Raw genomic sequence first — 24,942 nt, forward strand, 5'->3', positions numbered from 1 at the left:
TGACCAATGTCCGGCCTCAGGCCACAGGTTGCTCTTGAAGCCACCCACCCTCGATCCGCACATGCCGCCCATGGAAGCGCTTGAGGCTGCTGCGATGGCCGACGCTGACAATGCTCAACCCAGGCAATTCATCAATCAACGCCTGATACAACGTCGCCTCATCCTCTTCATCCATGGCCGATGTCGCTTCGTCCATATAGAGCCATTGCGGCGCGAACAACAAGGCTCGGGCAAAGGCCAGGCGCTGTTGCTCGCCGGGCGAGAGCATGCGTTGCCAATGGTTGGCTTCATCCAGGCGACCCACCAGGTGCGGCAGGCGACAGGTTTCCAGGACCTGTGCATAACGTTCTGCCGAATAGACGCTGTCGTCCTGTGGATAACTCAACACCGCCTTGAGTGTGCCGATCGGCAGATAGGGCTTCTGCGGCAGGAACAGGTAACGCCTGGCCGGCAGGCGAATGCTGCCGTGACCAGCCGGCCAGAGATGTCCCATGGCGCGCAGCAAGGTACTTTTGCCGCTGCCGGAACGGCCGCTGAGCATGACGCGCTGGCCCGGCTCAACGATCATGTTGGCGTCGGTCAGCAGGTGGCGACCATCCACCAGGTTCAAGCCCAGCCCTTGCACCACAAGACGCTCGCCCTCTGCGCTGACGTCGATGGCAGCTGGGCGTTGCTCGTTTTCACGCATGGCCTGCTGAAAACTCAGTAGACGATCGCTGGTCGCGCGCCAGCCGGCCAGGTCGGCGTACGCGCTGATAAACCAGCTGAAGTTGCCCTGCACGTTGCCGAACGCCGAGTTGATTTGCATCAGTTCGCCCAGTTCGATCTTGCCGGAAAAGTAGCGCGGGGCAGCCACGATAAACGCAAAGACGATCGCAATCTGTTCATAGCCGGCAGTGAAGAACGTCAGGCGCTTGGACACCCTCATGATGTCCCAGTAGTTATGCCAGACCTTTCCGAACCGCGCGCTCAACCGCTGATGCTCATTAGGTTCGCCGTTGTACAGGGCGATACTCTCGGCATTCTCCCGCACCCGCACCATGGAGAAACGCAAGTCCGCTTCGAAGCGTTGCTGCTGGTTGCTCAAGCCGATCAAACGACGACCGATCAGATGGGTCAGCCAACTGCCGACACCGGCATAGACCAATGCACACCAGAACATGTAGCCGGGGATGGTGATACCGAACACTTCAATACTGCCCGACACGCCCCACAGGATGATGGAGAACGACACCAGGCTGACCACATTGCGCAGCAGCCCAAGGCCAAGACTCAGGGTGTTGAGGGTAAAGCTGTTGAGGTCTTCGGAAATCCGCTGGTCCGGGTTATCGGTGTAGCCGCCCTGCTCCAGCTGGTAGTAGTTCTTGTTGCCAAGCCAGCGGGCAAAATACTTTTCGGTGAGCCATGCACGCCAGCGAATGGTCAGCATCTGAGTGAGGTAGAGACGGTAGACCGCGCCGAGAATCGCCACCGTGGCGATACCGCAGAAGTAAACGATCTGTTGCCAGAAGGCGGCGGTGTCCTTGTTTTCCAGGGCGTTGTAGAAGTCCTTGTACCAGTGGTTGAGCCACACGGAAATGGCCACGCTGAACAGCGACAGGCCAATCACCACGGCGAGCAACAACCAGGCCTTGCCCTTCTCTTCACTTCGCCAATAAGGCGTGATCATCGCCCAGGTTCGGCGAAAAAATTGCCCACGCACAGCGTCATTGACCGCAGAGTACTCAGCGTTCTGATTCATCGTTCAGGCTCGTAGGGAGGAAGGCAGGCGTTTGAACCGATCATAGGTGATCGGTTCAGGGTTCCGTGCGGCCTGAAGCAGGCTGTTCAGCTTAGGTTCAGCGGCGTACCGGACGCTTCTGCAGTTTGCGTTGCAGGGTGCGCCGGTGCATGCCCAGGGCGCGGGCAGTGGCGGAGATATTGCCTTCGTGTTCGGTGAGGACGCGCTGGATGTGTTCCCACTGCAGGCGGTCCACCGACATCGGGTTTTCCGGCACCAGGGTGTCGAGGTCGGCGTGCTCGGACAGCAATGCGGCCAACACATCATCGGCATCCGCCGGCTTGCACAAGTAGTTGCAGGCGCCGCGCTTGATGGCCTCGACGGCCGTGGCGATGCTGGAGTAACCGGTGAGGATCACCACACGCATTTCCGGGTCGAGTTCCAGCAGCTTGGGCAACAGCACCAGGCCGGAGTCGCCATCCATTTTCAGGTCGAGCGCGGCGTAGTCCGGCAAGTCGGCCTGGGCGATGGCCAGGCCTTCTTCGGCGGAGCCGGCAGTGCTCACGCGAAAACCGCGACGGCTCATGGCGCGCGCCATCACGCGGGTAAACGTGGCGTCATCATCTACCAGCAACAGGTGCGGCAGTTCTTCGCCTTCGACTTGGATCTCGTCACTCATCGATATCTCCTCGTGCGACACGGGGCAGGCGCAGCTCGGTGAGCGTACCGCCTTCCTCATGACTATAGAGCTTCACTGAGCCGCCCGCGCGGGTCACGCTGGCCTTGCTCAAAAACAGGCCGAGGCCGAAGCCTTTGCCCTTGGTGGTAAAGAAAGGTTTGCCGATCTGCTCGGCGATGGCCAGCGGCACGCCTGCACCATGGTCGCGAATGCTGATCGTCAGGTCATCCACATCCCAATCCAGCCGGACTTCCAGGCCTTCGGGGCAGGCGTCGGCGGCGTTGTTCAGCAGGTTGAGCAAAGCTTGAGTCAGGTCCGGCGGTGGCGCCAGGCGCGGCACGGTCCCCTGCCCCAGCAGATGGAAACGGTAGCTGGCTTCGGGGCGCATCAGGTGCCAGCGGTTCAGGGCTTCGTCGAGCCACTGGGTCACGTCCTGCATCTCGACCGCCAGGCGGCGATTGGCTTCAGCCGCGCGTACCAGTTGCTGCAAGGTTTGCTTGCATTGCTTGACCTGTTCGCGCAGCACGCCGAGATCCTCTTGCAGCGCCGGGTCGTGATGGTCCTGGGTCATTTCGTTGAGCAGCACGCTCATGGTCGCCAGCGGCGTGCCCAATTCGTGAGCCGCGCCAGCAGCCTGGGTGGCGACGGCGAGCAGTTGCTGGTCACGCAGGCCTTCTTCGCGGCGAATGGCGCGCAGTTCTTCCTGGCGGCGCAGCTCTTCGGCCATGCGCGCAGCAAAAAAAGTGATCACGGCGGCAGACAGGGCAAAGCTCAGCCACATCCCGTAGATCTGCAGGTTTTCTCGGGCGATGGGGAACGTTTGCAACGGATAGAACCGCGCCAGCAGCAGGGTGTACAGGGTCAGGGCGATACCCGACAGCACCACCGAATAACGCCACGGCAAGGTCACTGCTGCGATGGTCAATGGCACCAGGTAATAAGAAACGAACGGGTTGGTGGAACCGCCGGAGAAATACAGCAACACACTGTGGATAAACAGGTCGCAGGCCAATTGCAGGGCGTATTCCAGCTCGGTCACCGGCCAGGTGGTGCGCAACCGAATGGCGGTAAACACACACAGCACGATGGAGAAACCCAGGGTCACGCCCAATTGCAGCCACGGCAGCGGCAGCAGGTCGAACCAATAGGCGAGCCCGACCGAACCGGCCTGCGCGGCCAGTACCAGGGTACGAATGAACGTCAGGCGCCATAGGTTCTGGCGGGTGGCGGAAGTCAGTTTTACGGCGGCGAGCATGAGCTCTCCCGATGAGCGCTGCAGGCGGATCGGCAGGAGTATAAACGAAGCGGCGCCTCGGGCATTGGGTGTGTGGCTCTTTGACGCATGGGCGCCGCAGCAGCAAGCCCCAAGTCAAAAGCTGCAAGAAACCTCTTCGCCGTTAACTTGCAGCTTGCCGCTTGAAACTTTTTTTCTAATTCGTAAACCCGAAGAACCCGACACCACCGTCTACAGTCATACCGATACGAACACCCTAAGGAGCTTCCATGTCTCGTTTCACTCGCAGTGCAGTTGTTCTCACCCTCAGCGCCAGCGCCCTGGCCAGCCTTCCGGCACTGGCCGCCGATGCACTGAATTACAACCAGATTTCCCTGCGCGCCGAGGTCAGCCAGGAAGTGGCCCGCGACAAGATGATCGTCACCCTCTACACCGAGTCCCAGAACGCCGACCCGGCCAAGCTCGCCGCCGAAATCACCACCACCATGAACAAGGCCCTGGGCCAGGCGCGCGAAGTCCAAGGCGTGACCTTGCGCCAGGGCAGCCGTAACAGCTACCCGATCTACGACAACAAGAACCAGAAGATCACCGGCTGGCGCGAGCGCGCCGAACTGCGCCTGGAAAGCGCGGACTTCCCGGCGCTGTCCAAACTCACCGGCGAGTTGCTCAATACCCTGAAAATGGAAAACATGGACTTCGCCATCGCCGACACCACGCGCAAGGCCAGCGAAGACGCCCTGCTCAAGGACGCGGTCGCCGCGTTTAAAGCACGCGCGCAACTGGCCACCGATGCGCTGGGCGGCAAGGGCTACAAGATCGTCAACCTGAACTTCAACACCAATGGTTATCCACAGCCCTATGCACGTGGAGGGATGATGATGAAAGCCGCCATGATGGATTCGGCGCCGGCACCAGAAGTAGAAGCCGGTACCAGCCAGGTGAGCATGAGTGCCGATGGGGTGATCGAAGTGTTGCAATAACCCCGGTTTCGACAAAACAAAGGCGCAGCCCTCACGGTTTGCGCCTTTTTTTGCGCTTGTTCCACACGACCTCGTCATATCCAGCGGCATATTCGGCGGAATCAAGCACCCGGTTTTCGTTACGCAAAGAGTGCCCACGCTAACAGGGAGTGCTGTGGCAGTACTTATTCACTTCACGAGAACTGAAACCATGTACGCACCTTCAAGCAAAACCACCTCCCCTATTCGGCAATACATCGACCCTGTTTCAAGCGGGCCGATAAACAACAGCGAATCAGCCGTCACGCGGGCGTCACAAGATACGCCTGGCCCGTCCACCTCCCCTCACGAAACAGCGCTGCTTAACGAATACCTGGCAGCGGTGCAAAGCAAAGTACTGGGCAACAATCCCGGGCTTATAAAAGTCCCCCCCGAGAGCAATTTGGGCCAGTGGCTCGAAGTCTATCGGGCGCAGTTGCAGCACCCAGTGGTTCAAGGTTGGATGCGCGACCAGAAGATCGACCAGAACACGCTTTTAACCGTCAACCCCCGCACAGGCACTCTGACTGCCATGGCGGACGGAAACATGAAAACGTTCTCCCTCACGGACAACTCCGGTTGGGGCCAAGTCAGCCGCCCGCTTCTTGAGGCGGCCAAAATCATTGCGCCGGGAACTGTTGAGAAGTTGCAGGTACGCTTTGGCGAAGACTACATTCAAGTACGCGCAGGGCTGGTAGCCAACTTCCAGGGTGAGCGCCTTCCCACATCACTGGCCGAGGCGCGGACACAAATCAGGCGACTGGAACACAACAAAGCCTTCGACCCCATCCCGCCGGATGATCCCGTACGCCCCGCCAACCAGCGCTCGGCGCAAGCCCTTGAACAACTCAAGCTCAGTGCCGAAACGTTCTACACCCATGCACCTCAGGCATTGGCCTACAAGCATCTGGCAGTGGAGGTTGCCGAGACACTGCCAAACGTACGTGCACAAGCAAAACAATGGGCGGAGTCCGTCATTTTCAACCTGACGGGCAAACATGTGGATGCCGATACACTTTACTTGAACCGTTTCAATGGCTCGCAAAGCGCTTCAACAGCTACCGGCTGGGAGCATAAGGGCGAGGAGCCGACCGCCTCTCTGCGCCTGCCGGATGCACTGCTGAAAAACTTCTCTGAAAACGACTGGGTCCCCGGCAATCTGGACTCGCAAGCCGGTTTATATATAGACGGCCCCGGTAAAAGTGAAACCGGGGGGTACGGTGCGCATAACCAATTCCCGCTGGCCCCTTCGGTGCTTATGCATACGAGCTGGAAAACCGACTTCCAATCGGTCATGACACAAAAAATCGACGACTTCTGGAACACCCACAGCAATGACTACCAGACGGCGATCAAAGGCGAGTTTGCCTACCAGGCCCGAAAACAACTGAAGACAGCCGCCGCCAGGCCGCCGGCCGAGCAAGCGCTGCAAGCGCCCGAGTATCGGTTCACGCGGGAGGACTACCGCTTGGTCATGGGCGCGGCGTCCAATCTTCCGCTCGACGAAAATGCACCGATCAACGTCGAACAGCTCAAGGCCGAGGCCCCTGTAAAAGGTGCAGTCCAGGCCCACGCCTTCAATATCAAAGGCTTCTTGTCCAACGATATTGTGCGCTTCAGCGCTGCCGACGGTGGCCGCCAGGTCCTCTACATCCCTGGCTCGGAACCCGCATTTCTGCGGTTCGATTCCCTGGAAAAACTGGATCAATGGGTGATCGACCAAACCAAGGACCCGAAAAAGCGCGAATCCTTGATGACTCATTTCCCACTGATCGCCCGCCAGGACCACGAGCCCGGCACTATTGAAAAACTGGCGAAAGTGTTCATGCCCGTATTGTGGTTTACCAACGTGGGCAGCAAAACCGAAGGTCTGGACAGCACTTTCGAAAAACTCGCCAATGGAAAACTGACAGACCCGACGTTCAATGGTGACGGCTCACACCTCAAGGGTGACGTCTTCTCTGCGATGACGTCCGCCAGTAAAGAGCGCATGACCAGTGATGCCGACGTAATGATCAAGTCCAACAGCGAGGTGACGCGGGGCACTTGGCTTAACGACATCACCGTGGCGGCGGGCCTGCTGGCAAAGCTGGCGCCTATTGCCGCCCCGGTGGCCGTCGCCGCTGTGGCTACCGGGTTGACCGAATTGGCGCTTGGGGCGGAAAAACAAGCCTCCGGCGATACCCTGGCCGAACGCAATGACGGTGCATCGAAGGCATTCGATGGCTTGCTGAATACGCTGTTCTCGGTGGGCGCCAGTGGCTCGGCTGAAGACCCCTTCATTCCCCCTGGAGAAAAACCGCTCACGCCCACCCCAGACGAGTCCCCGTGGATTGAACGCCCACGAGCCCTGCCTGGCAGTAACCGCCTGCAGCCCAGCCAAGCGGGCAACATTACCCAATATGGTGTACCGAACGGTGAGCAGCTCATTGAAAGGGCCGTACGCAACGCGAAGGGCATTTACCAGGTCAAGGATGCAACAACCGGCCTGGACCAATGGTTTATTCGCTATACCGACGAGACAGGTATTCGCCAGGTGTTTGAGATAAAAGGCGACTTCAAACTGAGCAATGACTATGTACAGATCATTGACCCCGGTACGGGTAAGCCGGTAATGACGGTGCACGCTAACGGCGAGGGCGACTGGGTCCGCATGAAAACCGATGGCGGAGCCAAGTGGCCGTGGCAGCGCGCGCCTTCGCCGAACCCCAGCAACGACCTCAAAGTAGAGCCAAAACTTTCAGACGGCTTCGAAATCCTGGGCGACCCCAAGACCAGTGGTGCCGATAAGTTTGATGAGATCTTTAAATACAACAGCAACACTGCCTACCAGCAATCGGTGAACAACCTTGAAGAGGCGGGAGTCCTCAAAAGAAAACTCACGGTGTCCTGGACCGTCGAGGAAAACAACTTCGAAGTTTTCCCCGACGAAAGGGCGCAACCCAACGAATATGGCTCAACTGACTATTCGCCAAACTTTATAAAAGACCTGAACCGTGACCGTTATACCGTTCGGATAAAGCAGCCCGAAGGGCACACCACTTTTGAACTGGATGCCACGGGAACTGCCGATGGCGAAACACTGCGTAGGCGCTTGCAGCAGTTCGAGGAGGCAATCCCCGACGCGAACATGCGCTCGCGCATATCCGAAGTCGCTCATCAGGGCAGTGTCGCCCCAGCATCGGTGGAGCTGAAAATGAATCAACTCCAAGAACACGTCGGTTTCAAAGGCAAGGACACCCATTACATCGTCACCTATGACCCGACAACTAAAGAGGCGCAGGTCACCGTCGGAGCCCAAATGACATTGCTCGATCTGGACAAAGATGCTGCCCCCATTCCCAATACCGCCGCCGCCACGGGGCGAACGTTCCACATTCGAGAAAGCAACGACCTGGAAGAAGCGGCAAATCCATACGCCATCGATAAAAGCGCGCCATTCACCCTGAGGACGTCGATTATCACCGACCAGAACTAGCCCTGCGGCTACCTCAAAAACCAGAACGGCGGTAACCTCGGTTACCGCCGTTTTCGTTCGGGCAGCGTTACCTCACTGCCACTTCAGAGGTCTCCATGGAAAGAATCGCCTTCAAACCACTGCTTCTCGCCGCCGGCCTGCTGGCCTTCATGCCGACGGCCCACGCGGCCAGTACCCTGGTCTACTGCTCCGAAGCCAGCCCCGCCGGCTTCGACCCCAGCCAGTACACCAGCGGCACCGACTTCGATGCGTCCGCCGAAACCGTGTTCAACCGCCTGACCCAATTCAAGCGTGGCGGCACTGAAGTCGAACCGGGCCTGGCCACAAGCTGGGAGGTGTCCAAGGATGGTCTGACCTACACCTTCCACCTGCGCGACGGGGTCAAGTTCCACACCACCGATTTCTTCACGCCGACCCGCGACTTCAATGCGGATGACGTGCTGTTTACCTTCAATCGCCTGCTGGATGCCGAGAGCCCGTTCCGCAAGGCCTACCCTTCCGAATCGCCGTACTTCACCGACATGGGCCTGAACACCACGATCAAGAGCGTCGACAAACTCGACGGGCACACCGTGCGTTTCAACCTGAACAACGTCGATGCCTCGTTCGTGCAGAACCTGGCCATGAGTTTCGCCTCCGTGCAATCGGCCGAGTATGCCGCCCAGCTAATGAAAGAAGGCAAGGCCGAAGACATCAACCAGAAGCCGGTGGGCACCGGGCCGTTTGTGTTCAAGCGCTACCAGAAGGACTCGCAGATTCGCTACGTGGCCAATAAACAGTACTGGAAGCCCGAGGATGTGAAACTCGACAACCTGGTGTTCGCCATCACCCCGGACGCTGCGTCGCGCCTGCAAAAACTCAAGGCCGGCGAATGCCAGGTCAGCGGCTACCCGCGCCCGTCGGACATCGAGGTGATGAAGCAGGACCCCAACCTGCGCGTGCTGCAGCAAGCCGGTTTTAACCTGGGCTTCCTGGCTTATAACGTGACCCACCCACCGCTGGACCAACTCAAGGTGCGCCAGGCCCTGGACATGGCCATCGACAAGCCGGCGATCATCAAGGCGGTTTACCAGGGCGCCGGACAATTGGCGCAGAATGCACTGCCACCCGCGCAGTGGTCTTATGACCCGACCATCAAGGATGCCCCGCACGATCCGACCAAGGCCCGCGCGCTACTAAAAGAAGCAGGGGTTGCACCGGGCACTACCATCAACCTGTGGGCAATGACCGTCCAGCGCGCTTCCAACCCGAACGCGCGCATGTCGGCCCAAATGATCCAGCAGGATTGGGAGAAAGTCGGCATCAAGGCCAATATCGTCAGCTATGAATGGGGCGAGTACATCAAGCGCGCCAAAAATGGCGAGCACGATGCGATGATTTATGGCTGGACCGGCGACAACGGCGACCCGGATAACTGGCTCGGCGTGCTCTACAGTTGTGCCGCGGTCAAGGGCAGCAACTACGCCAAATGGTGTAACCCGGCCTACGACAAACTGGTGCAGCAGGCCAAGGTCAGCAGTGACCGCGAACAACGCATCAAGTGGTATCAACAGGCACAAAAAATTCTTAAGGAACAAGTACCTATAACGCCCATTGCGAACTCGACGGTTTTCCAACCCCTGCGCAAGGAAGTGAAGGACTTCAAGATCAGCCCCTTTGGGCTGACACCGTTCTACGGCGTGAGTCTAGATAAGTAACAGCAATGCCCCAACCGAGTGCGCCAGACGCCTCGGTTGACCCTTCCTGGTGCACCTCCTGCACCGAAAAAAACCTATAAATAAGCTCAAATATGTCAAAACTTTCATAATTGCGACATTCCTGTACGTTCGTACCACTCTTTCCGCCTTGCGACGGTTCAGCATCTTGCAATGGGTATGGCGCCTGCATAAGTATCCGCAGGCCGACTCACGAGGTCGCCCTCACCACCAAAAATGACAACAAATCATGAGGCCAACATGCTTAAACACGCAGTCCTTCCGTTATTAGTGAGCGCCGGCCTTATGGCCGCGGCCCCATTCGCCCAAGCGGCGACTAACCTGGTGTTCTGCTCCGAAGGGAGCCCGGCCGGTTTCGACCCAGGCCAGTACACCACCGGAACAGACTTCGATGCTTCGGCCGAAACCATGTTCAACCGTCTGAGCCAATTCGAACGCGGCGGCACCGCCGTTGTTCCTGGCCTGGCCACCAGCTGGGACGTGTCCCCGGATGGCCTGACCTACACCTTCCACCTGCGCGAAGGCGTCAAGTTCCATACCACCCCGTACTTCAAGCCGACTCGTGAATTCTCGGCTGACGACGTCCTGTTCACCTTCAACCGGATGATCAACAAAGACGATCCATTCCGTAAGGCCTACCCCACCGAGTTCCCGTACTTCACGGACATGGGGATGGACACCAACATCAAGAACATCGAGAAGGTCGATGCCCACACCGTCAAGTTCACCCTTGGCACCGTGGACGCCGCCTTCATCCAGAACCTGGCCATGAGCTTCGCTTCCATCCAGTCGGCCGAATACGCCGCCCAGCTGTTGAAAAACGGCACGCCCCAGGACATCAACCAGAAGCCGGTCGGTACTGGCCCGTTCGTATTCAAGAGCTACCAGAAAGACTCGAACATTCGCTACACCGGCAACAAGGACTACTGGAAACCTGAGGACGTGAAGATCGATAACCTGATCTTCGCCATCACCACCGATCCGTCGGTGCGTATCCAGAAGCTGAAGAAAAACGAGTGCCAGATCACCCTGTTCCCACGTCCGGCCGACCTCAAGGCGCTGGGTGAAGACAAGGACCTGAAACTGCCGCACCAGGCCGGTTTCAACCTGGGCTATGTCGCCTACAACGTCATGGACAAGGTCAAGGGCAGCGACCAGCCCAACCCGCTGGCTGACCTGCGCGTGCGCCAGGCGCTGGACATGTCGGTGAACAAGCAGCAGATCATCGACTCCGTCTACCAGGGCGCAGGCCAACTGGCGGTCAACGCCATGCCGCCAACCCAATGGTCCTACGACACCACCATCAAGGACGCCAAGTACGATCCCGAGAAAGCCAAGGCGCTGCTCAAGGAAGCGGGTATCAAGGAAGGTACCGAGATCGTTCTGTGGGCGATGCCGGTTCAGCGTCCGTACAACCCGAACGCCAAGCTGATGGCCGAAATGCTGCAAAACGACTGGTCCAAGATCGGCCTGAAGGTCAAGATCACCAGCTACGAGTGGGGCGAGTACATCAAGCGCTCCAAAGGCGGCGAGAACCAGGCCATGATCATTGGCTGGAGCGGCGACAATGGTGACCCGGACAACTGGCTGAACGTGCTGTTCGGCTGCGACTCCCTGGCCGGTAACAACTTCTCCAAGTGGTGCGACAAGAAATTCGACGGCGTCGTGAAAGAAGCCAAGGCTACGTCGGACGTCGCCAAACGCACCGAGCTGTATAAGCAGGCGCAACATATCCTCAAAGATGCAGTCCCGATGACACCTATCGCGCACTCGACGGTGTATCAACCCATGCGCAACACCGTACAGGACTTCAAGATCAGCCCGTTTGGCCTGAACTCCTTCTATGGCGTGAGCGTAAGCGGCAAGTAAGGACCAATGACGGCGACGTTTCATAACGTCGCCGTTATTGCATCCGCCTCGACCGTAGGAAATAGACCACGTTCGTAATCGCCGCTTCCTACAGCTGCGAACTGCGACAAGTAGCTCTTTTGCCTACAAGGTCAGTCCAATTTGGCGCATTTACTGCGCAGTCCGCGACCCATACCGTCGTAGGACAGCAGAGGCTCCAACCTGGGAAAGGCACTTGCTGTGTGTGGGATCAGTAATGTCCCCCTGGCACTACGCCAGGGTGATTGCTTGCTGATGACAACTACAAACAAGGATCGGGATCGTCATGCGCCATACCACCGTTCTATCCGCAATTTTTGGCACCAGCCTGCTGGCTGTAGCCACGATGGGCCAGGCGGCCGACAAGAAGAGCCTGGTGTTCTGCTCTGAAGGCAGCCCGGCAGGGTTCGACACCGCGCAGTACACCACCGCCACCGATAACGATGTGGCCGAGCCGCTGTACAACCGCCTGGTTGAGTTTGAAAAGGGAGCGACCAACGTCGTACCTGGACTGGCGACCAAGTGGGATATTTCCGAAGACGGCCTGACCTACACCTTTCACCTGCGTGAAGGGGTGAAATTCCACAGCAACAAGGAATTCAAGCCGACGCGGGATTTCAACGCCGACGACGTGCTGTTCACCTTCAATCGCATGCTTGACCCCGACCACCCGTTTCGCAAGGCCTACCCCACCGAGTTTCCGTATTTCAACGGGATGAGCCTGAACAAGAACATCGCCAAGGTCGAGAAAACCGACCCTCATACCGTGGTGATGACGCTGAACTCGGTCGACGCTGCGTTCGTGCAGAACATCGCGATGAGCTTTGCCGCCATCCTGTCGGCCGAATACGCCGAGCAGTTGCTCAAGGAAGGCAAGCCCAGCGATATCAACCAGAAGCCGATCGGCACTGGTCCCTTTGTCTTCCAGCGCTATCAGAAAGACTCGCAGATCCGCTATGTGGGCAACAAACAGTACTGGGACCCGAGCAAGGTCAAGCTGGACCAACTGATTTTTGCCATCAACACCGACGCCTCGGTACGCGTGCAAAAACTCAAGGCCGGCGAATGCCAGGTCACCCTGCACCCGCGCCCGGCCGACGTCGACGCGCTCAAGGCCGACCCGAACCTGCAATTGCTGACCAAGCCGGGCTTCAACTTGGGCTACATCGCCTACAACGTGCGCCACAAGCCGTTCGACCAGCTCGAAGTGCGCCAGGCGCTGGACATGGCGGTGAACAAGCAGAGCATCTTGAACGCCGTGTACCAGGGCGCGGGGCAGTTGGCAGTCAATGCCATGCCGCCGACCCAATGGTCCTACGACGACAGCATCAAGGACGCCGCCTACAACCCGGAAAAAGCCAAGGAACTGCTCAAGGCCGCCGGCGTGAAGGAAGGTACCGAGATCACCCTGTGGGCGATGCCGGTGCAACGGCCGTACAACCCCAACGCCAAGCTGATGGCCGAGATGCTGCAAAGCGACTGGGCCAGGATCGGCCTCAAGGTCAAGATCGTCAGCTACGAGTGGGGCGAATACATCAAGCGCACCAAGAACGGTGAGCACGATGTCAGCCTGATCGGCTGGACCGGCGACAACGGTGACCCGGACAACTGGCTGGGCACCCTCTACAGCTGCGACGCCATCGGCGGGAACAACTACTCCATGTGGTGTGACCCGGCGTACGACAAGCTGATCAAGCAAGCCAAGGTCGTGACCGACCGCGAACAAAGGACTGTTCTGTACAAACAGGCGCAGCAACTGCTCAAGCAGCAGGTGCCGATCACACCCGTCGCCCACTCGACGGTCAACCAGCCGTTAAGCGCCAAAGTCGAAGGCTTCAAAGTAAGCCCCTTCGGCCGCAACGTGTTCTCGGGCGTCAGCATTACCCCATAAGAAAATAACCGGATTGCAGGGAGCGAAGTTGGCTCTCTCGCAAACGCGCAGCCTTTTGTTGGGATTTTTCCTACAGCAAACGTTTGCAACAGCTTGATCGAGTTACACACCCAATAGCCGGATCACCAAAAAAGACCGGCATTAAAAAGAGAACCAAAGGAGCTTCAACCCATGAAACTGAGCAGCACAGCGCTTCTGGCCTTGGCCATCAGCAGCATCACGGCCACCGCCTACGCTGAAACCCAAAGCCAGGACTTCGTTCCAACCACACTGGCCGGCGCCAGCGCCCAAAGCGAGGCTAAAGGCTTCATCGACGGTCAAAGCCTGGGCGGTACAACCCGTAACTGGTACTCCACCGAGAAGAAATTCCGTGGCCAGCGTTTCTCCTACGAGAAACACAATCAGACGCGCACCGACGCGAACCGCACAAACTGGGTACAAGGCACCATCCTCAACTACTCCTCGGGCTTCACCCAAGGCACCGTAGGTGTGGCGACCGAAGTCGCGGCTTACAACGCGGTGGTCCTGGACCGCAGCAAGCGTGATATCAAGGGCGGTTCCAACCGTACCCTGGCTGACTCCGACGGCGATGCAGTAGGCCAGTGGAGCAAACTGGGCCTGGCGAACGTCAAGTTCCGCGTGTCCAACACCACCTTGACCGCCGGTCGCCAGAACTTCAGCAGCGGAATCGTCGATACCATCGGCAACCGTGCCTTGCCTTCGAGCTTCGAGGGTGTGAGCTTCAACAGCGAAGAGTTCAGCAACTTGTCGTTCCAGGGCGGCATCTTTGATCGCGTTTCGCCGCGTACCGAACAAAGCCTGTCGAAATTCCGTTCCGAGTACGGCAATGGCCAGGAAACCGACAAGGTCAAAACCCTGGGCTTCAACTACCAGCCGTTCAAGAGCCTGAAAACCAGCGTATTCGCCGCTAACGTCGAAGACTTCTGGAACCAGTACTACTTCGGTGCCACCCACGAATTGGGTGATGCACAGACCCTGGCACTGACCACCGGCCTGAACTACTACAAAACCACCGATACCGGCAGCAAGAAGATGGGCAACATCGACAACGACACTTACTCGTTGTCCCTGGGGCTGACCCACCAGGCCCATAGCCTGACCTTCTCGTACCAGGAAGTTAACGGTGACGAGTACTTCGACTACCTGCACGAAACCAACGGCATCTACCTGGCCAACTCCCTGACCTCCGACTTCAACAGCCCGAACGAGAAGTCCTTCCAGATCGCCTACGGCATCAACATGGCCGAATACGGCGTGCCGGGCCTGAAGTTCAACGTCTACTCGGCGCGCGGCTGGGGCATCGACGGTACTCACTACAACGGTACCGCCTACGGTGAAGCCGGCGCTTCGCGTAGCGACCTGCGCCTGATGGACGGCGAGAAACACCAGGAATACGGGGTTGGCACGTCCTACGCGATTCAGAGCGGCCCACTCAAGGCCACCACCATCCGTGGCACCTACGTGACTCACCGCGCCAGCGCACAACAGGCTGACGGCAACATCAAAGAGTTCCGTCTGGTCACCACCATCCCGTTCAACATTCTTTAACTAGCACCAGGTAGACGGCAGGCTCAGGACGAGCCTGCCGTCTACGCTTGTCTGGTCCCATCGATTGCAGAGGGCTCTGAATGAAAATGCTCCCGCTACAAGCTGCCGTTGCCGCTGCGCTGTTAAGCGTGGCTATCGGCGTATCGGCCAAACCCCTGGTGGTCTGCACCGAAGCCAGCCCGGAGGGTTTTGACCCGGTCCTGTACACCACCGCCGTCACCGCCGACGCCGCCGCGGAAACCATGTTCAACCGCCTGGTGGACTTCAAGCCCGGCACCACCGAGATCGTGCCAGCGCTCGCCACTTCCTGGGAAATCAGTGACGACGGCCTGACCTATACCTTTCATCTGCGCGACGACGTCAAGTTCCACACCACCGACTACTTCAAACCCACGCGCAACATGAATGCCGACGACGTGCTCTGGAGCTTCCAGCGCCAACTGGACCCGAAACACCCGTGGCACAACAAATCCAGCGTGGGCTACCCGTACTTTGAAAGCATGGGCTTCAAGGAACTGCTCAAGAGCGTGGAGAAGACCGATGACCATACCGTGGTCTTCACTCTGACCCGCCCTGAGGCACCGTTCCTGGCCGATGTCGCGATGCCGTTCACCGCCATCCACTCCGCCGAGTACGCCGACAAGCTACTCGCCGCCGGCAAGACCGAAGAGCTCAACAGCAAGCCGATCGGCACCGGCCCGTTCATTTTCACACGCTACCAGAAGGACGCTCAGGTGCGCTTCAAGGCCAACCCGGAGTACTTCCGTGGCAAGCCTCCGGCCGATCCGTTGATCCTGGCCATTGCGGTCGACAACAACGTGCGCCTGCAGAAGCTCAAGGCCAACGAATGCCAGATCGCGCTGTATCCCAAGCCCGACGACCTTCCCAGCATCAAGAAAGACCCAAACCTGAAGGTCGCCGAACTGGCGGCGATGACCACCGCATACACCGCCCTGAACACCACCCACAAGTACATGAGCGACGCGCGGGTGCGTCACGCGATCAACATCGCGTTCGACAAGAAAGGCTACAACGAATCCCTGTATGGCAAAGGCAACGCCGTGGACGCCACCGGGCCGTATCCGCCGACCCTGCTGGGCTTCAACGATAAGCTGAAAAACCCTGAACGCGACCTGGACAAGGCCCGCGCCCTGCTCAAGGAAGCCGGTGTACCGGAAGGCACCGAGTTCACACTGTTTACCCGTAACGGCGGTGGCCCGACCAACCCCAACCCGATGCTCGGCGCCCAGCGCATGCAGGCGGATCTGGCGCAGATCGGCCTGAAAGTGAACATCAAGGTCATGGAATGGGGCGAGATGCTCAAGCGCGCCAAAGCCGGCGAGCACGACATGGTTTCCGCCGGCTGGGCCGGTGACAACGGCGATCCGGATAACTTCCTTACGCCGAACCTGAGTTGCGATGCAGCGAAAAACGGCGAAAACTACGCCCGCTGGTGTAACAAAGAGTTTCAGGACTTGATCGATAAGGCCCGCGCCGACGCTGAACCCCAGCAGCGGGCCGCACTCTATCAACAAGCCCTGGAGGTTTTCGACAAGGACCAACCGTGGATTCCCATGGCGTACCCGAAAATGTTCACCGCCATGCGCAAGAACGTCGAGGGTTATACCCAAAGCCCTCTGACGAACAATAACTTCGCCACCACCCAGGTGAAGTAAATAAGAGAAACGCTCGGCACCGCCCACCAGGACGGTGCCGAACCTGCCTAACCGGCTGATTGAGGTACACCACAAGATGTTTAGTTTTATTGCCCGCCGACTGGGGTTATTGATCCCCACGTTTTTCGGCATCACGTTGCTCACGTTTGCGTTGATACGCATGATCCCTGGCGACCCTGTCGAAGTCATGATGGGCGAGCGGCGCGTCGACCCCGAGATGCACGCACAGGCAATGGAACGCCTTGGCCTTAACAAGCCGCTGTACGCGCAATACCTGGACTACGTCGGCAAGCTCGCACACGGCGACCTTGGCGAATCCCTGCGTACCCGCACCAGCGTGTGGACCGAGTTCACCGCCCTCTTCCCGGCGACCCTGGAACTGTCCATGGCCGCCCTGCTGTTCGCCGGCGTCCTGGGCCTGTTGGCCGGGGTGATCGCGGCACTCAAGCGAGGATCCCTGTTCGACCATGGGGTGATGGGCATCTCCCTGGCGGGCTATTCGATGCCGATCTTCTGGTGGGGCCTGATCCTGATCATGTTCTTCTCGGTGAGCCTGGGCTGGACCCCGGTTTCCGGGCGAATAGACCTGCTCTACGACATCGAGCCGCGCACCGGCTTCATGCTGATCGACACCCTGCTGGCTGACGAGCCGGACGCGTTCTGGGATGCGCTGCACCACCTGATCCTGCCGGCCATCGTGCTCGGCACCATCCCGTTGGCAGTGATCGCGCGGATGACCCGTTCATCCATGCTCGAGGTGCTGCGCGAAGACTACATCCGCACCGCCAAGGCCAAGGGCCTGTCGCCGGCGCGCGTGGTGTTCGTGCACGGCCTGCGTAACGCGCTGATCCCGGTACTCACCGTGGTCGGCCTGCAAGTCGGCACCCTGCTGGCCGGTGCGGTCCTGACCGAAACCATCTTCTCGTGGCCCGGCATCGGCAAATGGCTGATCGAAGCTATTGGCGCGCGGGACTACCCGGTGGTGCAAAACGGCATCCTGCTGATCGCCTGTCTGGTGATCCTGGTGAACTTCGTGGTGGACATCCTCTACGGCTTCGCCAACCCACGCATCCGTCACCAGCGCTGAGATCATGACCATGACCACACCTACTCAAGTGTCAGCAGTCGATCAAAGCCTGCTGTACCCGTCGCCGTACAAAGAATTCTGGCAAGCCTTTTCCAAGAACAAGGGCGCGGTTGCCGGCCTGCTGTTCATGTTGCTGATCGTGTTCTGCGCGATCTTCGCCCCCTGGGTGGCACCGCATAACCCCAGCGAGCAATACCGCGATTTCCTGCTGACCCCACCGTCGTGGCTGGAAGGCGGGCAGATCCAGTTCCTGCTCGGCACCGATGAGCTGGGCCGCGACCTGCTCTCGCGTCTGATCCAGGGCTCGCGCCTCTCGTTGCTGATCGGCTTGTCGTCGGTAGTGATGTCGCTGATCCCGGGCATCCTGCTGGGCCTGTTCGCCGGCTTCTTCCCGCGCCTGCTCGGCCCTACCATCATGCGCCTGATGGACATCATGCTGGCCCTGCCCTCGCTGCTGCTGGCGGTTGCCATTGTCGCGATCCTCGGCCCTGGCCTGATCAACACCGTGATCGCCATCGCCATCGTGTCGCTGCCTTCCTACGTACGTCTGACCCGCGCTGCGGTGATGGGCGAGCTGAACCGTGACTACGTGACTGCCGCCCGCCTCGCCGGTGCCGGCCTGCCCCGCCTGATGTTCATCACCGTGCTGCCTAACTGCATGGCACCGCTGATCGTGCAGGCGACCCTGAGTTTCTCTTCGGCGATCCTCGATGCCGCGGCCCTGGGCTTCCTTGGCCTTGGCGTACAACCGCCAACCCCCGAGTGGGGCACCATGCTGGCTTCGGCCCGTGACTACATCGAACGCGCCTGGTGGGTGGTGAGCCTGCCTGGCCTGACCATTTTGCTCAGCGTGCTGGCAATCAACTTGATGGGTGACGGCCTGCGCGACGCGCTGGACCCGAAACTCAAGAACGCCGCCTGAGGAGATTCCCATGTCACTGTTAGAAATCAAGAATCTCAACGTCCGCTTCGGCGACAAGACCGCCGTGCCGGTGGTCGATGGCCTCGATATTGCCGTCGACAAGGGCGAAGTCCTGGCCATCGTTGGCGAGTCGGGCTCGGGTAAATCCGTGACCATGATGGCGCTGATGGGGCTGATCGAGCACCCTGGCATCGTCACCGCCGACGCCCTGAACTTCGACGGCAAGGACATGCTCAAGCTGAGCAACCGCCAGCGCCGCCAGATCGTCGGCAAAGACCTGGCGATGGTGTTCCAGGACCCGATGACCGCGCTGAACCCTAGCTACACCGTGGGTTTCCAGATCGAAGAAGTGCTGCGCCTGCACCTGAAAATGTCCGGCAAGCAAGCCCGCAAGCGCGCCATCGAGCTGTTGGAAAAAGTCGAGATCCCAGGCGCCGCCAGCCGTATGGACGCCTACCCGCACCAGTTGTCCGGCGGTATGAGCCAGCGTGTGGCAATCGCCATGGCGATTGCCGGCGAGCCGAAGTTGCTGATCGCCGACGAACCGACCACGGCATTGGACGTCACCATTCAAGCGCAGATCATGGACCTGCTCCTGGCCCTGCAAAAAGAGCAGAACATGGGCCTGGTACTGATCACCCACGACCTGGCAGTGGTGGCTGAAACCGCCCAGCGCGTGTGCGTGATGTACGCCGGACAAGCCGTGGAAGTCGGCCAGGTGCCGCAGTTGTTCGATATCCCGGCGCACCCGTACAGCGAAGCGCTGCTCAAGGCAATCCCCGAGCACAGCCTCGGCGCCACGCGCCTGGCCACGCTGCCGGGTATCGTGCCCGGCCGCTATGACCGCCCGCAGGGTTGCCTGCTGTCGCCACGCTGCCCGTATGTGCAAGAAAGCTGCCGTGCCCAGCGGCCCGGCCTTGATCCGAAAAGCAACAGCCTTGCGCGCTGCTTCTACCCCTTGAACCAGGAGGTGGCGTAATGGCCGTCGTTCTTACTGCCCGCGACCTGACCCGGCATTACGAAGTGTCCCGTGGCCTGTTCAAGGGCCATGCGCTGGTACGCGCGCTTAATGGTGTGTCGTTTGAACTGGAAGCCGGCAAGACCCTCGCGGTTGTAGGCGAGTCAGGTTGCGGCAAATCCACCCTGGCCCGTGCGCTGACGCTGATTGAAGAGCCATCCTCGGGCTCGTTGAAAATCGCCGGCCAGGAAGTCGCCGGTGCCGACAAGGCCCAGCGCAAGCAATTGCGCAAAGACGTGCAGATGGTGTTCCAGAGCCCCTATGCCTCGTTGAACCCACGCCAGAAGGTTGGTGATCAACTGGGCGAGCCGCTGCTGATCAACACCAACCTGTCCGCCGCCGAACGCCGCGAGAAAGTGCAGGCGATGATGAAGCAAGTGGGCCTGCGCCCTGAGCATTACCAGCGCTACCCGCACATGTTCTCCGGTGGTCAGCGCCAGCGGATCGCCCTGGCCCGCGCGATGATGCTGCAACCGAAAGTGCTGGTGGCGGATGAACCCACCTCGGCGCTGGACGTGTCGATCCAGGCCCAGGTGCTCAACCTGTTCATGGACCTGCAGCAGGAATTCAACACCGCCTACGTGTTCATCTCCCACAACCTGGCGGTGGTGCAGCACGTCGCCGACGATGTGATGGTGATGTACCTCGGTCGCCCGGTGGAAGTGGGCCCCAAGGAAGACATCTACGCCCGCCCCCTGCATCCGTACACCCAGGCGCTCCTCTCGGCCACCCCGACCATTCATCCGGATCCGAACAAACCGAAGATCAAAATCGTTGGCGAGTTGCCCAATCCACTGAACCCGCCGCCTGGCTGCGCGTTCCACAAGCGTTGCCCGTATGCGACGGCACGTTGCAGCAGCGAGGAACCGCAGTTGCGCGCGCTGGATAACCGTCAGGTGGCTTGCCACTACGCGGAGCAGTTCGTTGCTTGAGTAAAACATCTGCCACGTAGCAGCTGCCGAGCCTTGGCGAGGCTGCGTCAGCGGTATGTCAGACACACCGCGAACGCAGCCTCGCCAAGGCTCGGCAGCTGCTACGGAACATCAGATTAAAAATGTGTAAGCAGTGATACAGCGTTCTACAGCCCTTCCCGTCAGGTTGCGCATCAGCCTGGTGGGAGGGGCTTTCTTTTGGCCACGGTTAACTGTCGCCGTCGTCATAGGTTTCGCTGTCTTCCCCTTCGTTATAGGGGTTTTCTGCATCTTCCTTGGGCGCAGGCTGGGCCTGGGGTTGCCAACTGCCGGAGTTGACCTCGTTCTGCTTTTTCTTGGTGACCGGGCCGGTGTCTTTCCACTGCGGCGCTCCTGCGCCCGCCAGTGCCGGAAGGGACGTCAGCCCCAGGACGGCCAGCAACACCAGGGGAATGGCGCGTTGAGCATTTCGCACGGTGATCTCCTTTGCAGTCGGTGGATAAACGCTAGACCCGATGCCGGGTTCTCGCCAATCTAACGCCTGGTGGAGAAAAAAATGTGGGGAGGGGCAAGCCCCCTACCACATTTTGTTTTCGGCGCTCAGACCTTAGTGGTGCTCGCGGGTCGCGCGGAATTTCACATCCGGCCAGCGCTCTTCCATCAGCGCCAGGTTGACCCGCGTCGGGGCCAGGTAGGTCAGGTGACCACCGCCGTCGACTGCAAGGTTTTCCACAGCCTTGTTGGAGAACTCTTCCAACTTCTTCTTATCGCTGCAATCGATCCAGCGCGCGGAGTACACGGTGATCGGCTCGTAGGAGCATTCGACCTTGTATTCCTCTTTCAAGCGGCTGGCGACCACATCGAACTGCAGCACACCCACGGCGCCGAGGATGATGTCGTTGCTGCGCTCGGGGAAGAACACCTGGGTGGCGCCCTCTTCCGCCAGTTGCTGCAGGCCTTGGCGCAATTGCTTGGATTTCAGCGGGTCACGCAGGCGCACGCGGCGGAACAGTTCCGGGGCGAAGTGCGGGATACCGGTGAAGCCCAGCGCTTCGCCTTCGGTGAAGGTGTCGCCGATCTGGATGGTGCCGTGGTTGTGCAGGCCGATGATGTCGCCGGCGTAGGCCTCTTCGAGCTGTTCACGCTCGGAGGAGAAGAACGTCAGGGCGTCGCCGATGCGCACGTCCTTGCCGGTGCGCACGTGGCGCATCTTCATGCCTTTTTCGTACTTGCCCGAGCAGATGCGCATGAAGGCAATACGGTCGCGGTGCTTGGGGTCCATGTTCGCCTGGATCTTGAACACGAAGCCGGTGAATTTCTCTTCCACCGGTTCCACGGTGCGCTCGTTGGCGACACGGGCCAGCGGCTTCGGTGCCCAGTTCACGACGGCGTCGAGCACGTGGTCGACGCCGAAGTTGCCCAGGGCGGTGCCGAAGAACACCGGGGTCAGTTGGCCGTCGAGGAATTCCTGCTGGTTGAACTCATGGCAGGCGCCCTGCACCAGTTCCAACTGGTCGACAAAGCGGTCGTACTCGTCACCCAGGTGGGCGCGGGCTTCATCGGAGTCGAGCTTCTCGATGATTTTCACATCGGTACGTTCGTGACCATGGCCGGCGGTGTAGACAATGATGTAGTCATCGGCCAGGTGGTACACGCCCTTGAAGTCGCGATAGCAACCGATTGGCCAGGTGATCGGCGCGGCCTTGATCTTCAGGACGGCTTCGATTTCATCCAGCAATTCGATCGGGTCGCGGATGTCGCGGTCGAGTTTGTTGATGAAGCTGACGATCGGCGTGTCGCGCAGCCGGCATACGTCCATCAGCGCAATGGTACGTGGCTCGACGCCTTTACCGCCGTCGAGGACCATCAGTGCCGAGTCCACCGCAGTCAGGGTGCGGTAGGTGTCTTCGGAGAAGTCTTCGTGGCCCGGGGTGTCGAGCAGGTTGACCATGTGGTCGCGATACGGGAACTGCATGACCGACGTGGTAATGGAAATACCCCGTTGTTTTTCCATTTCCATCCAGTCAGAGGTGGCATGGCGGTCGGATTTGCGCGATTTCACCGTGCCGGCCACTGCGATCGCCTTGCCCATCAGCAGGAGCTTCTCGGTGATGGTGGTTTTACCGGCATCGGGGTGGGAAATAATGGCGAAAGTGCGGCGTTTCGCGACTTCGGCGGCCTGGTGGGTCATGGGAAATCGCCTGGCAGGTGAGTCAAAAAAGGGCGGCGAGTATAGCGCAAACCGCAGGTGCCGGACCACCGTTCACCCCATTGGGGGTGGCTAAATGCTGCCAAGTATGGAACCTTTTAAAAGGTAGAGACGTCCACTCCCCTGCTACCGCACTCGTAACAGGGGCTGAAAAATCAGCAAGTTAGCCTGACGAGGCTGCGCTCATGGCTCGATTTGATACCGCGTTGCCGGTATTGGCGAGCTGCTTTTCGCGACCACATTTGCCGACAGCCAGGAATGGCACTGCCGCTCGGAAATGTGTTCGCCGACAAAAGAAAAAAGGAGTCCGCCTGTGGCTATTCGCTATGGCAAAGGGCTGATAGGAGGAGTGGTTGTCGTCGCTCTCCTGGCCCTGCTGGTCCACTGGATCGGCATCAACACGATCGAACTGTACCGCGACGATTTGTTGTTTTACCTGCAAGCTCATTTGATCCTGGTTCTAGTCTCCATGCTGGCCGCCCTCGTCGTGGGCATCCCCGCCGGTATCCTGCTTAGCCGACCAAACATGGTCGGGCGCGCAGAACGCTTCATGCAGATCTTCAACATCGGCAACACCGTCCCGCCCCTGGCCGTACTGGCCATCGCCCTCGGCGTCCTCGGCATCGGCAGTGGCCCGGCCATCTTCGCGCTGTTCCTCGCCTCCTTGTTGCCCATCGTGCGCAACACCTACGAAGGCCTCAAAAACGTTCAAGGCTCGTTGAAAGAAGCCGCCACCGGCATCGGCATGACCCCGCGCCAGGTGCTGTTTCGCGTCGAATTGCCGAGCGCCGTGCCGATCATCATCGGCGGTGTGCGCGTGGCCCTGGCGATCAACGTGGGTACCGCGCCGCTGGCGTTCCTGATTGGTGCCAACAGCCTGGGCAGCCTGATTTTCCCCGGCATCGCCCTGAACAATCAGCCGCAATTGCTGCTGGGTGCCGCATGCACCGCGTTGCTGGCGTTGCTGCTCGACGGCCTGGTGACCATGGCCAGCCGCCTCTGGCTGGAACGCGGGTTGCGTCCGTCTTAAGGCTTGGCAAAGGAATACACATGAAAAAAATCACCTTGATACTGAGCTGCGTCCTGCTGTTTGCAGGTTTTGCGCAAGCTGCCGAAAAACCCGTGATCCGCATTGGCGCGCGGGTGTTCACCGAACAGACCCTGCTGGCCGAAATCACCTCCCAGTACCTGCGCACCAAGGGCTATGACACCCGGGTGACCGGCGGCCTGGGCAGCAACCTGGCGCGCAGTGCCCAGGAAAGCGGGCAACTGGACCTGATCTGGGAATACACCGGCGTGTCGCTCGTGGCCTACAACCATGTCGATGAGAAGCTCGACAGCGAACAGTCCTACGCCCGAGTGAAAGAACTCGACGCGAAAAAAGGCCTGGTCTGGCTGTCGCCGTCGCGCTTCAGTAACACCTACGCCCTGGCACTGCCGGAGAAAGTCGCTGAAGAACATCCCGAGATCAACAGCATCAGCGACCTCACCAAGGCCATGGCGGCAGATACCAAGGAACACCGCCTGGTGGCCCTGGACACCGAGTTCGCCAACCGCTCCGACGGCCTGGCCGGCATGGTCAAGCTGTACGACATGAACCTCACGCGCAAAAACACCCGGCAGATGGACGCGGGCCTGGTCTACACCGCCCTGCGTAATGGCCAGGTGTTTGCGGGCCTGGTCTACACCACTGACGGTCGTCTGAACGCCTTCAAGCTCAAGCTGCTGGCGGATGACATGCACTACTTCCCGGACTACACCGCCGCGCCGGTGGTACGTCAGGAATACCTCGACAAGCACCCGCAATTGGCTGCTGAGCTCAAGCCGCTGGCCAATCTGTTCGACGACGAAACCATGCGTCGGCTGAACGCGCGGGTCGACGTCGACCATGAAAGCCCCTCCGCTGTTGCCGCCGATTTCCTGCGCCAACATCCGATCAACTAAGAAG

18 protein-coding genes are annotated in these 24,942 nt (G+C 59.6%); 13 read left to right on the top strand and 5 right to left on the bottom strand.

Annotated elements, in window-relative coordinates:
- Positions 1–16: 16 nt before the first annotated feature.
- The 3 genes from V3W40_RS04705 to V3W40_RS04715 all read right to left on the bottom strand — a co-directional run bounded on the left by V3W40_RS04705 (position 17) and on the right by V3W40_RS04715 (position 3,654).
- Positions 17–1,741, bottom strand: coding sequence for an ABC transporter ATP-binding protein/permease (locus V3W40_RS04705; RefSeq protein WP_330214526.1), 1,725 nt, complete (start codon positions 1,739–1,741; stop codon positions 17–19).
- A gap of 97 nt (positions 1,742–1,838) precedes the next feature.
- Entirely contained in the window at positions 1,839–2,399 is a 561-nt protein-coding gene (locus V3W40_RS04710; RefSeq protein ID WP_010565532.1) for a response regulator transcription factor, read from the bottom strand.
- Positions 2,392–3,654, bottom strand: a complete 1,263-nt coding sequence (locus V3W40_RS04715) for an ATP-binding protein (RefSeq protein WP_027604851.1) — start codon at positions 3,652–3,654, stop codon at positions 2,392–2,394. Before V3W40_RS04715 ends, V3W40_RS04710 begins: the two co-directional genes overlap by 8 nt.
- Before the next feature lie 248 nt (positions 3,655–3,902).
- On the opposite strand from V3W40_RS04715, the gene V3W40_RS04720 reads away from it, so the two are divergent.
- The 11 genes from V3W40_RS04720 to V3W40_RS04770 all read left to right on the top strand — a co-directional run bounded on the left by V3W40_RS04720 (position 3,903) and on the right by V3W40_RS04770 (position 20,806).
- On the top strand, positions 3,903–4,613 hold the full coding sequence (locus V3W40_RS04720; RefSeq protein ID WP_330214527.1) for an SIMPL domain-containing protein: 711 nt from the start codon (positions 3,903–3,905) through the stop codon (positions 4,611–4,613).
- Between the two features lie 154 nt (positions 4,614–4,767).
- Complete coding sequence (locus V3W40_RS04725; protein ID WP_330214528.1) at positions 4,768–8,109, top strand: dermonecrotic toxin domain-containing protein; 3,342 nt, start codon at positions 4,768–4,770, stop codon at positions 8,107–8,109.
- Positions 8,110–8,204: 95 nt separating this feature from the next.
- Positions 8,205–9,806: an ABC transporter substrate-binding protein gene (locus V3W40_RS04730; RefSeq protein WP_065947108.1), complete on the top strand. Its 1,602-nt coding sequence runs from the start codon at positions 8,205–8,207 to the stop codon at positions 9,804–9,806.
- 258 nt (positions 9,807–10,064) lie between these two features.
- A complete protein-coding gene (locus tag V3W40_RS04735; protein WP_092488981.1) occupies positions 10,065–11,693 on the top strand; it encodes an ABC transporter substrate-binding protein in 1,629 nt (542 codons plus the stop codon).
- Between the two features lie 364 nt (positions 11,694–12,057).
- Entirely contained in the window at positions 12,058–13,602 is a 1,545-nt protein-coding gene (locus tag V3W40_RS04740) for an ABC transporter substrate-binding protein (protein ID WP_370671244.1), read from the top strand.
- 171 nt (positions 13,603–13,773) lie between these two features.
- Positions 13,774–15,171 (top strand): OprD family outer membrane porin, encoded by a 1,398-nt coding sequence (locus V3W40_RS04745; RefSeq protein ID WP_330214529.1) that lies wholly within the window; start codon positions 13,774–13,776, stop codon positions 15,169–15,171.
- A gap of 80 nt (positions 15,172–15,251) precedes the next feature.
- The gene (locus V3W40_RS04750) at positions 15,252–16,847 is read left to right on the top strand and encodes an ABC transporter substrate-binding protein (RefSeq protein WP_027604857.1); all 1,596 of its coding nucleotides are present in this window, start codon (positions 15,252–15,254) and stop codon (positions 16,845–16,847) included.
- Between the two features lie 76 nt (positions 16,848–16,923).
- Positions 16,924–17,934 (top strand): ABC transporter permease subunit, encoded by a 1,011-nt coding sequence (locus V3W40_RS04755; protein WP_137212592.1) that lies wholly within the window; start codon positions 16,924–16,926, stop codon positions 17,932–17,934.
- Positions 17,935–17,944: 10 nt separating this feature from the next.
- Complete coding sequence (locus V3W40_RS04760) at positions 17,945–18,856, top strand: ABC transporter permease subunit (RefSeq protein ID WP_027604858.1); 912 nt, start codon at positions 17,945–17,947, stop codon at positions 18,854–18,856.
- A gap of 10 nt (positions 18,857–18,866) precedes the next feature.
- Entirely contained in the window at positions 18,867–19,835 is a 969-nt protein-coding gene (locus tag V3W40_RS04765; RefSeq protein ID WP_065938502.1) for an ABC transporter ATP-binding protein, read from the top strand.
- A complete protein-coding gene (locus V3W40_RS04770) occupies positions 19,835–20,806 on the top strand; it encodes a peptide ABC transporter ATP-binding protein (RefSeq protein WP_017138288.1) in 972 nt (323 codons plus the stop codon). The genes V3W40_RS04765 and V3W40_RS04770 overlap by 1 nt, the downstream gene beginning before the upstream one ends.
- Before the next feature lie 208 nt (positions 20,807–21,014).
- Here the strand turns inward: V3W40_RS04770 and V3W40_RS04775 are convergent, their stop codons facing one another.
- Both V3W40_RS04775 and V3W40_RS04780 read right to left on the bottom strand, forming a co-directional pair.
- Positions 21,015–21,260, bottom strand: a complete 246-nt coding sequence (locus tag V3W40_RS04775) for a hypothetical protein (protein ID WP_098480378.1) — start codon at positions 21,258–21,260, stop codon at positions 21,015–21,017.
- Between the two features lie 132 nt (positions 21,261–21,392).
- Positions 21,393–22,976 carry a peptide chain release factor 3 gene (locus V3W40_RS04780; protein WP_053131660.1) on the bottom strand — a complete coding sequence of 528 codons (1,584 nt, stop codon included), beginning with the start codon at positions 22,974–22,976 and terminating at the stop codon, positions 21,393–21,395.
- Between the two features lie 295 nt (positions 22,977–23,271).
- Between V3W40_RS04780 and V3W40_RS04785 the strand changes: the two genes are divergently transcribed.
- Both V3W40_RS04785 and V3W40_RS04790 read left to right on the top strand, forming a co-directional pair.
- Complete coding sequence (locus V3W40_RS04785; RefSeq protein ID WP_442962817.1) at positions 23,272–24,024, top strand: ABC transporter permease; 753 nt, start codon at positions 23,272–23,274, stop codon at positions 24,022–24,024.
- A 20-nt stretch (positions 24,025–24,044) separates the two neighbouring features.
- Entirely contained in the window at positions 24,045–24,938 is an 894-nt protein-coding gene (locus V3W40_RS04790) for a glycine betaine ABC transporter substrate-binding protein (protein WP_330214531.1), read from the top strand.
- Positions 24,939–24,942 lie beyond the last annotated feature (4 nt).

The sequence above is a fragment of the Pseudomonas sp. AM8 genome (assembly GCF_036346475.1).
In the GTDB taxonomy this organism is placed as follows: domain Bacteria; phylum Pseudomonadota; class Gammaproteobacteria; order Pseudomonadales; family Pseudomonadaceae; genus Aquipseudomonas; species Aquipseudomonas marginalis.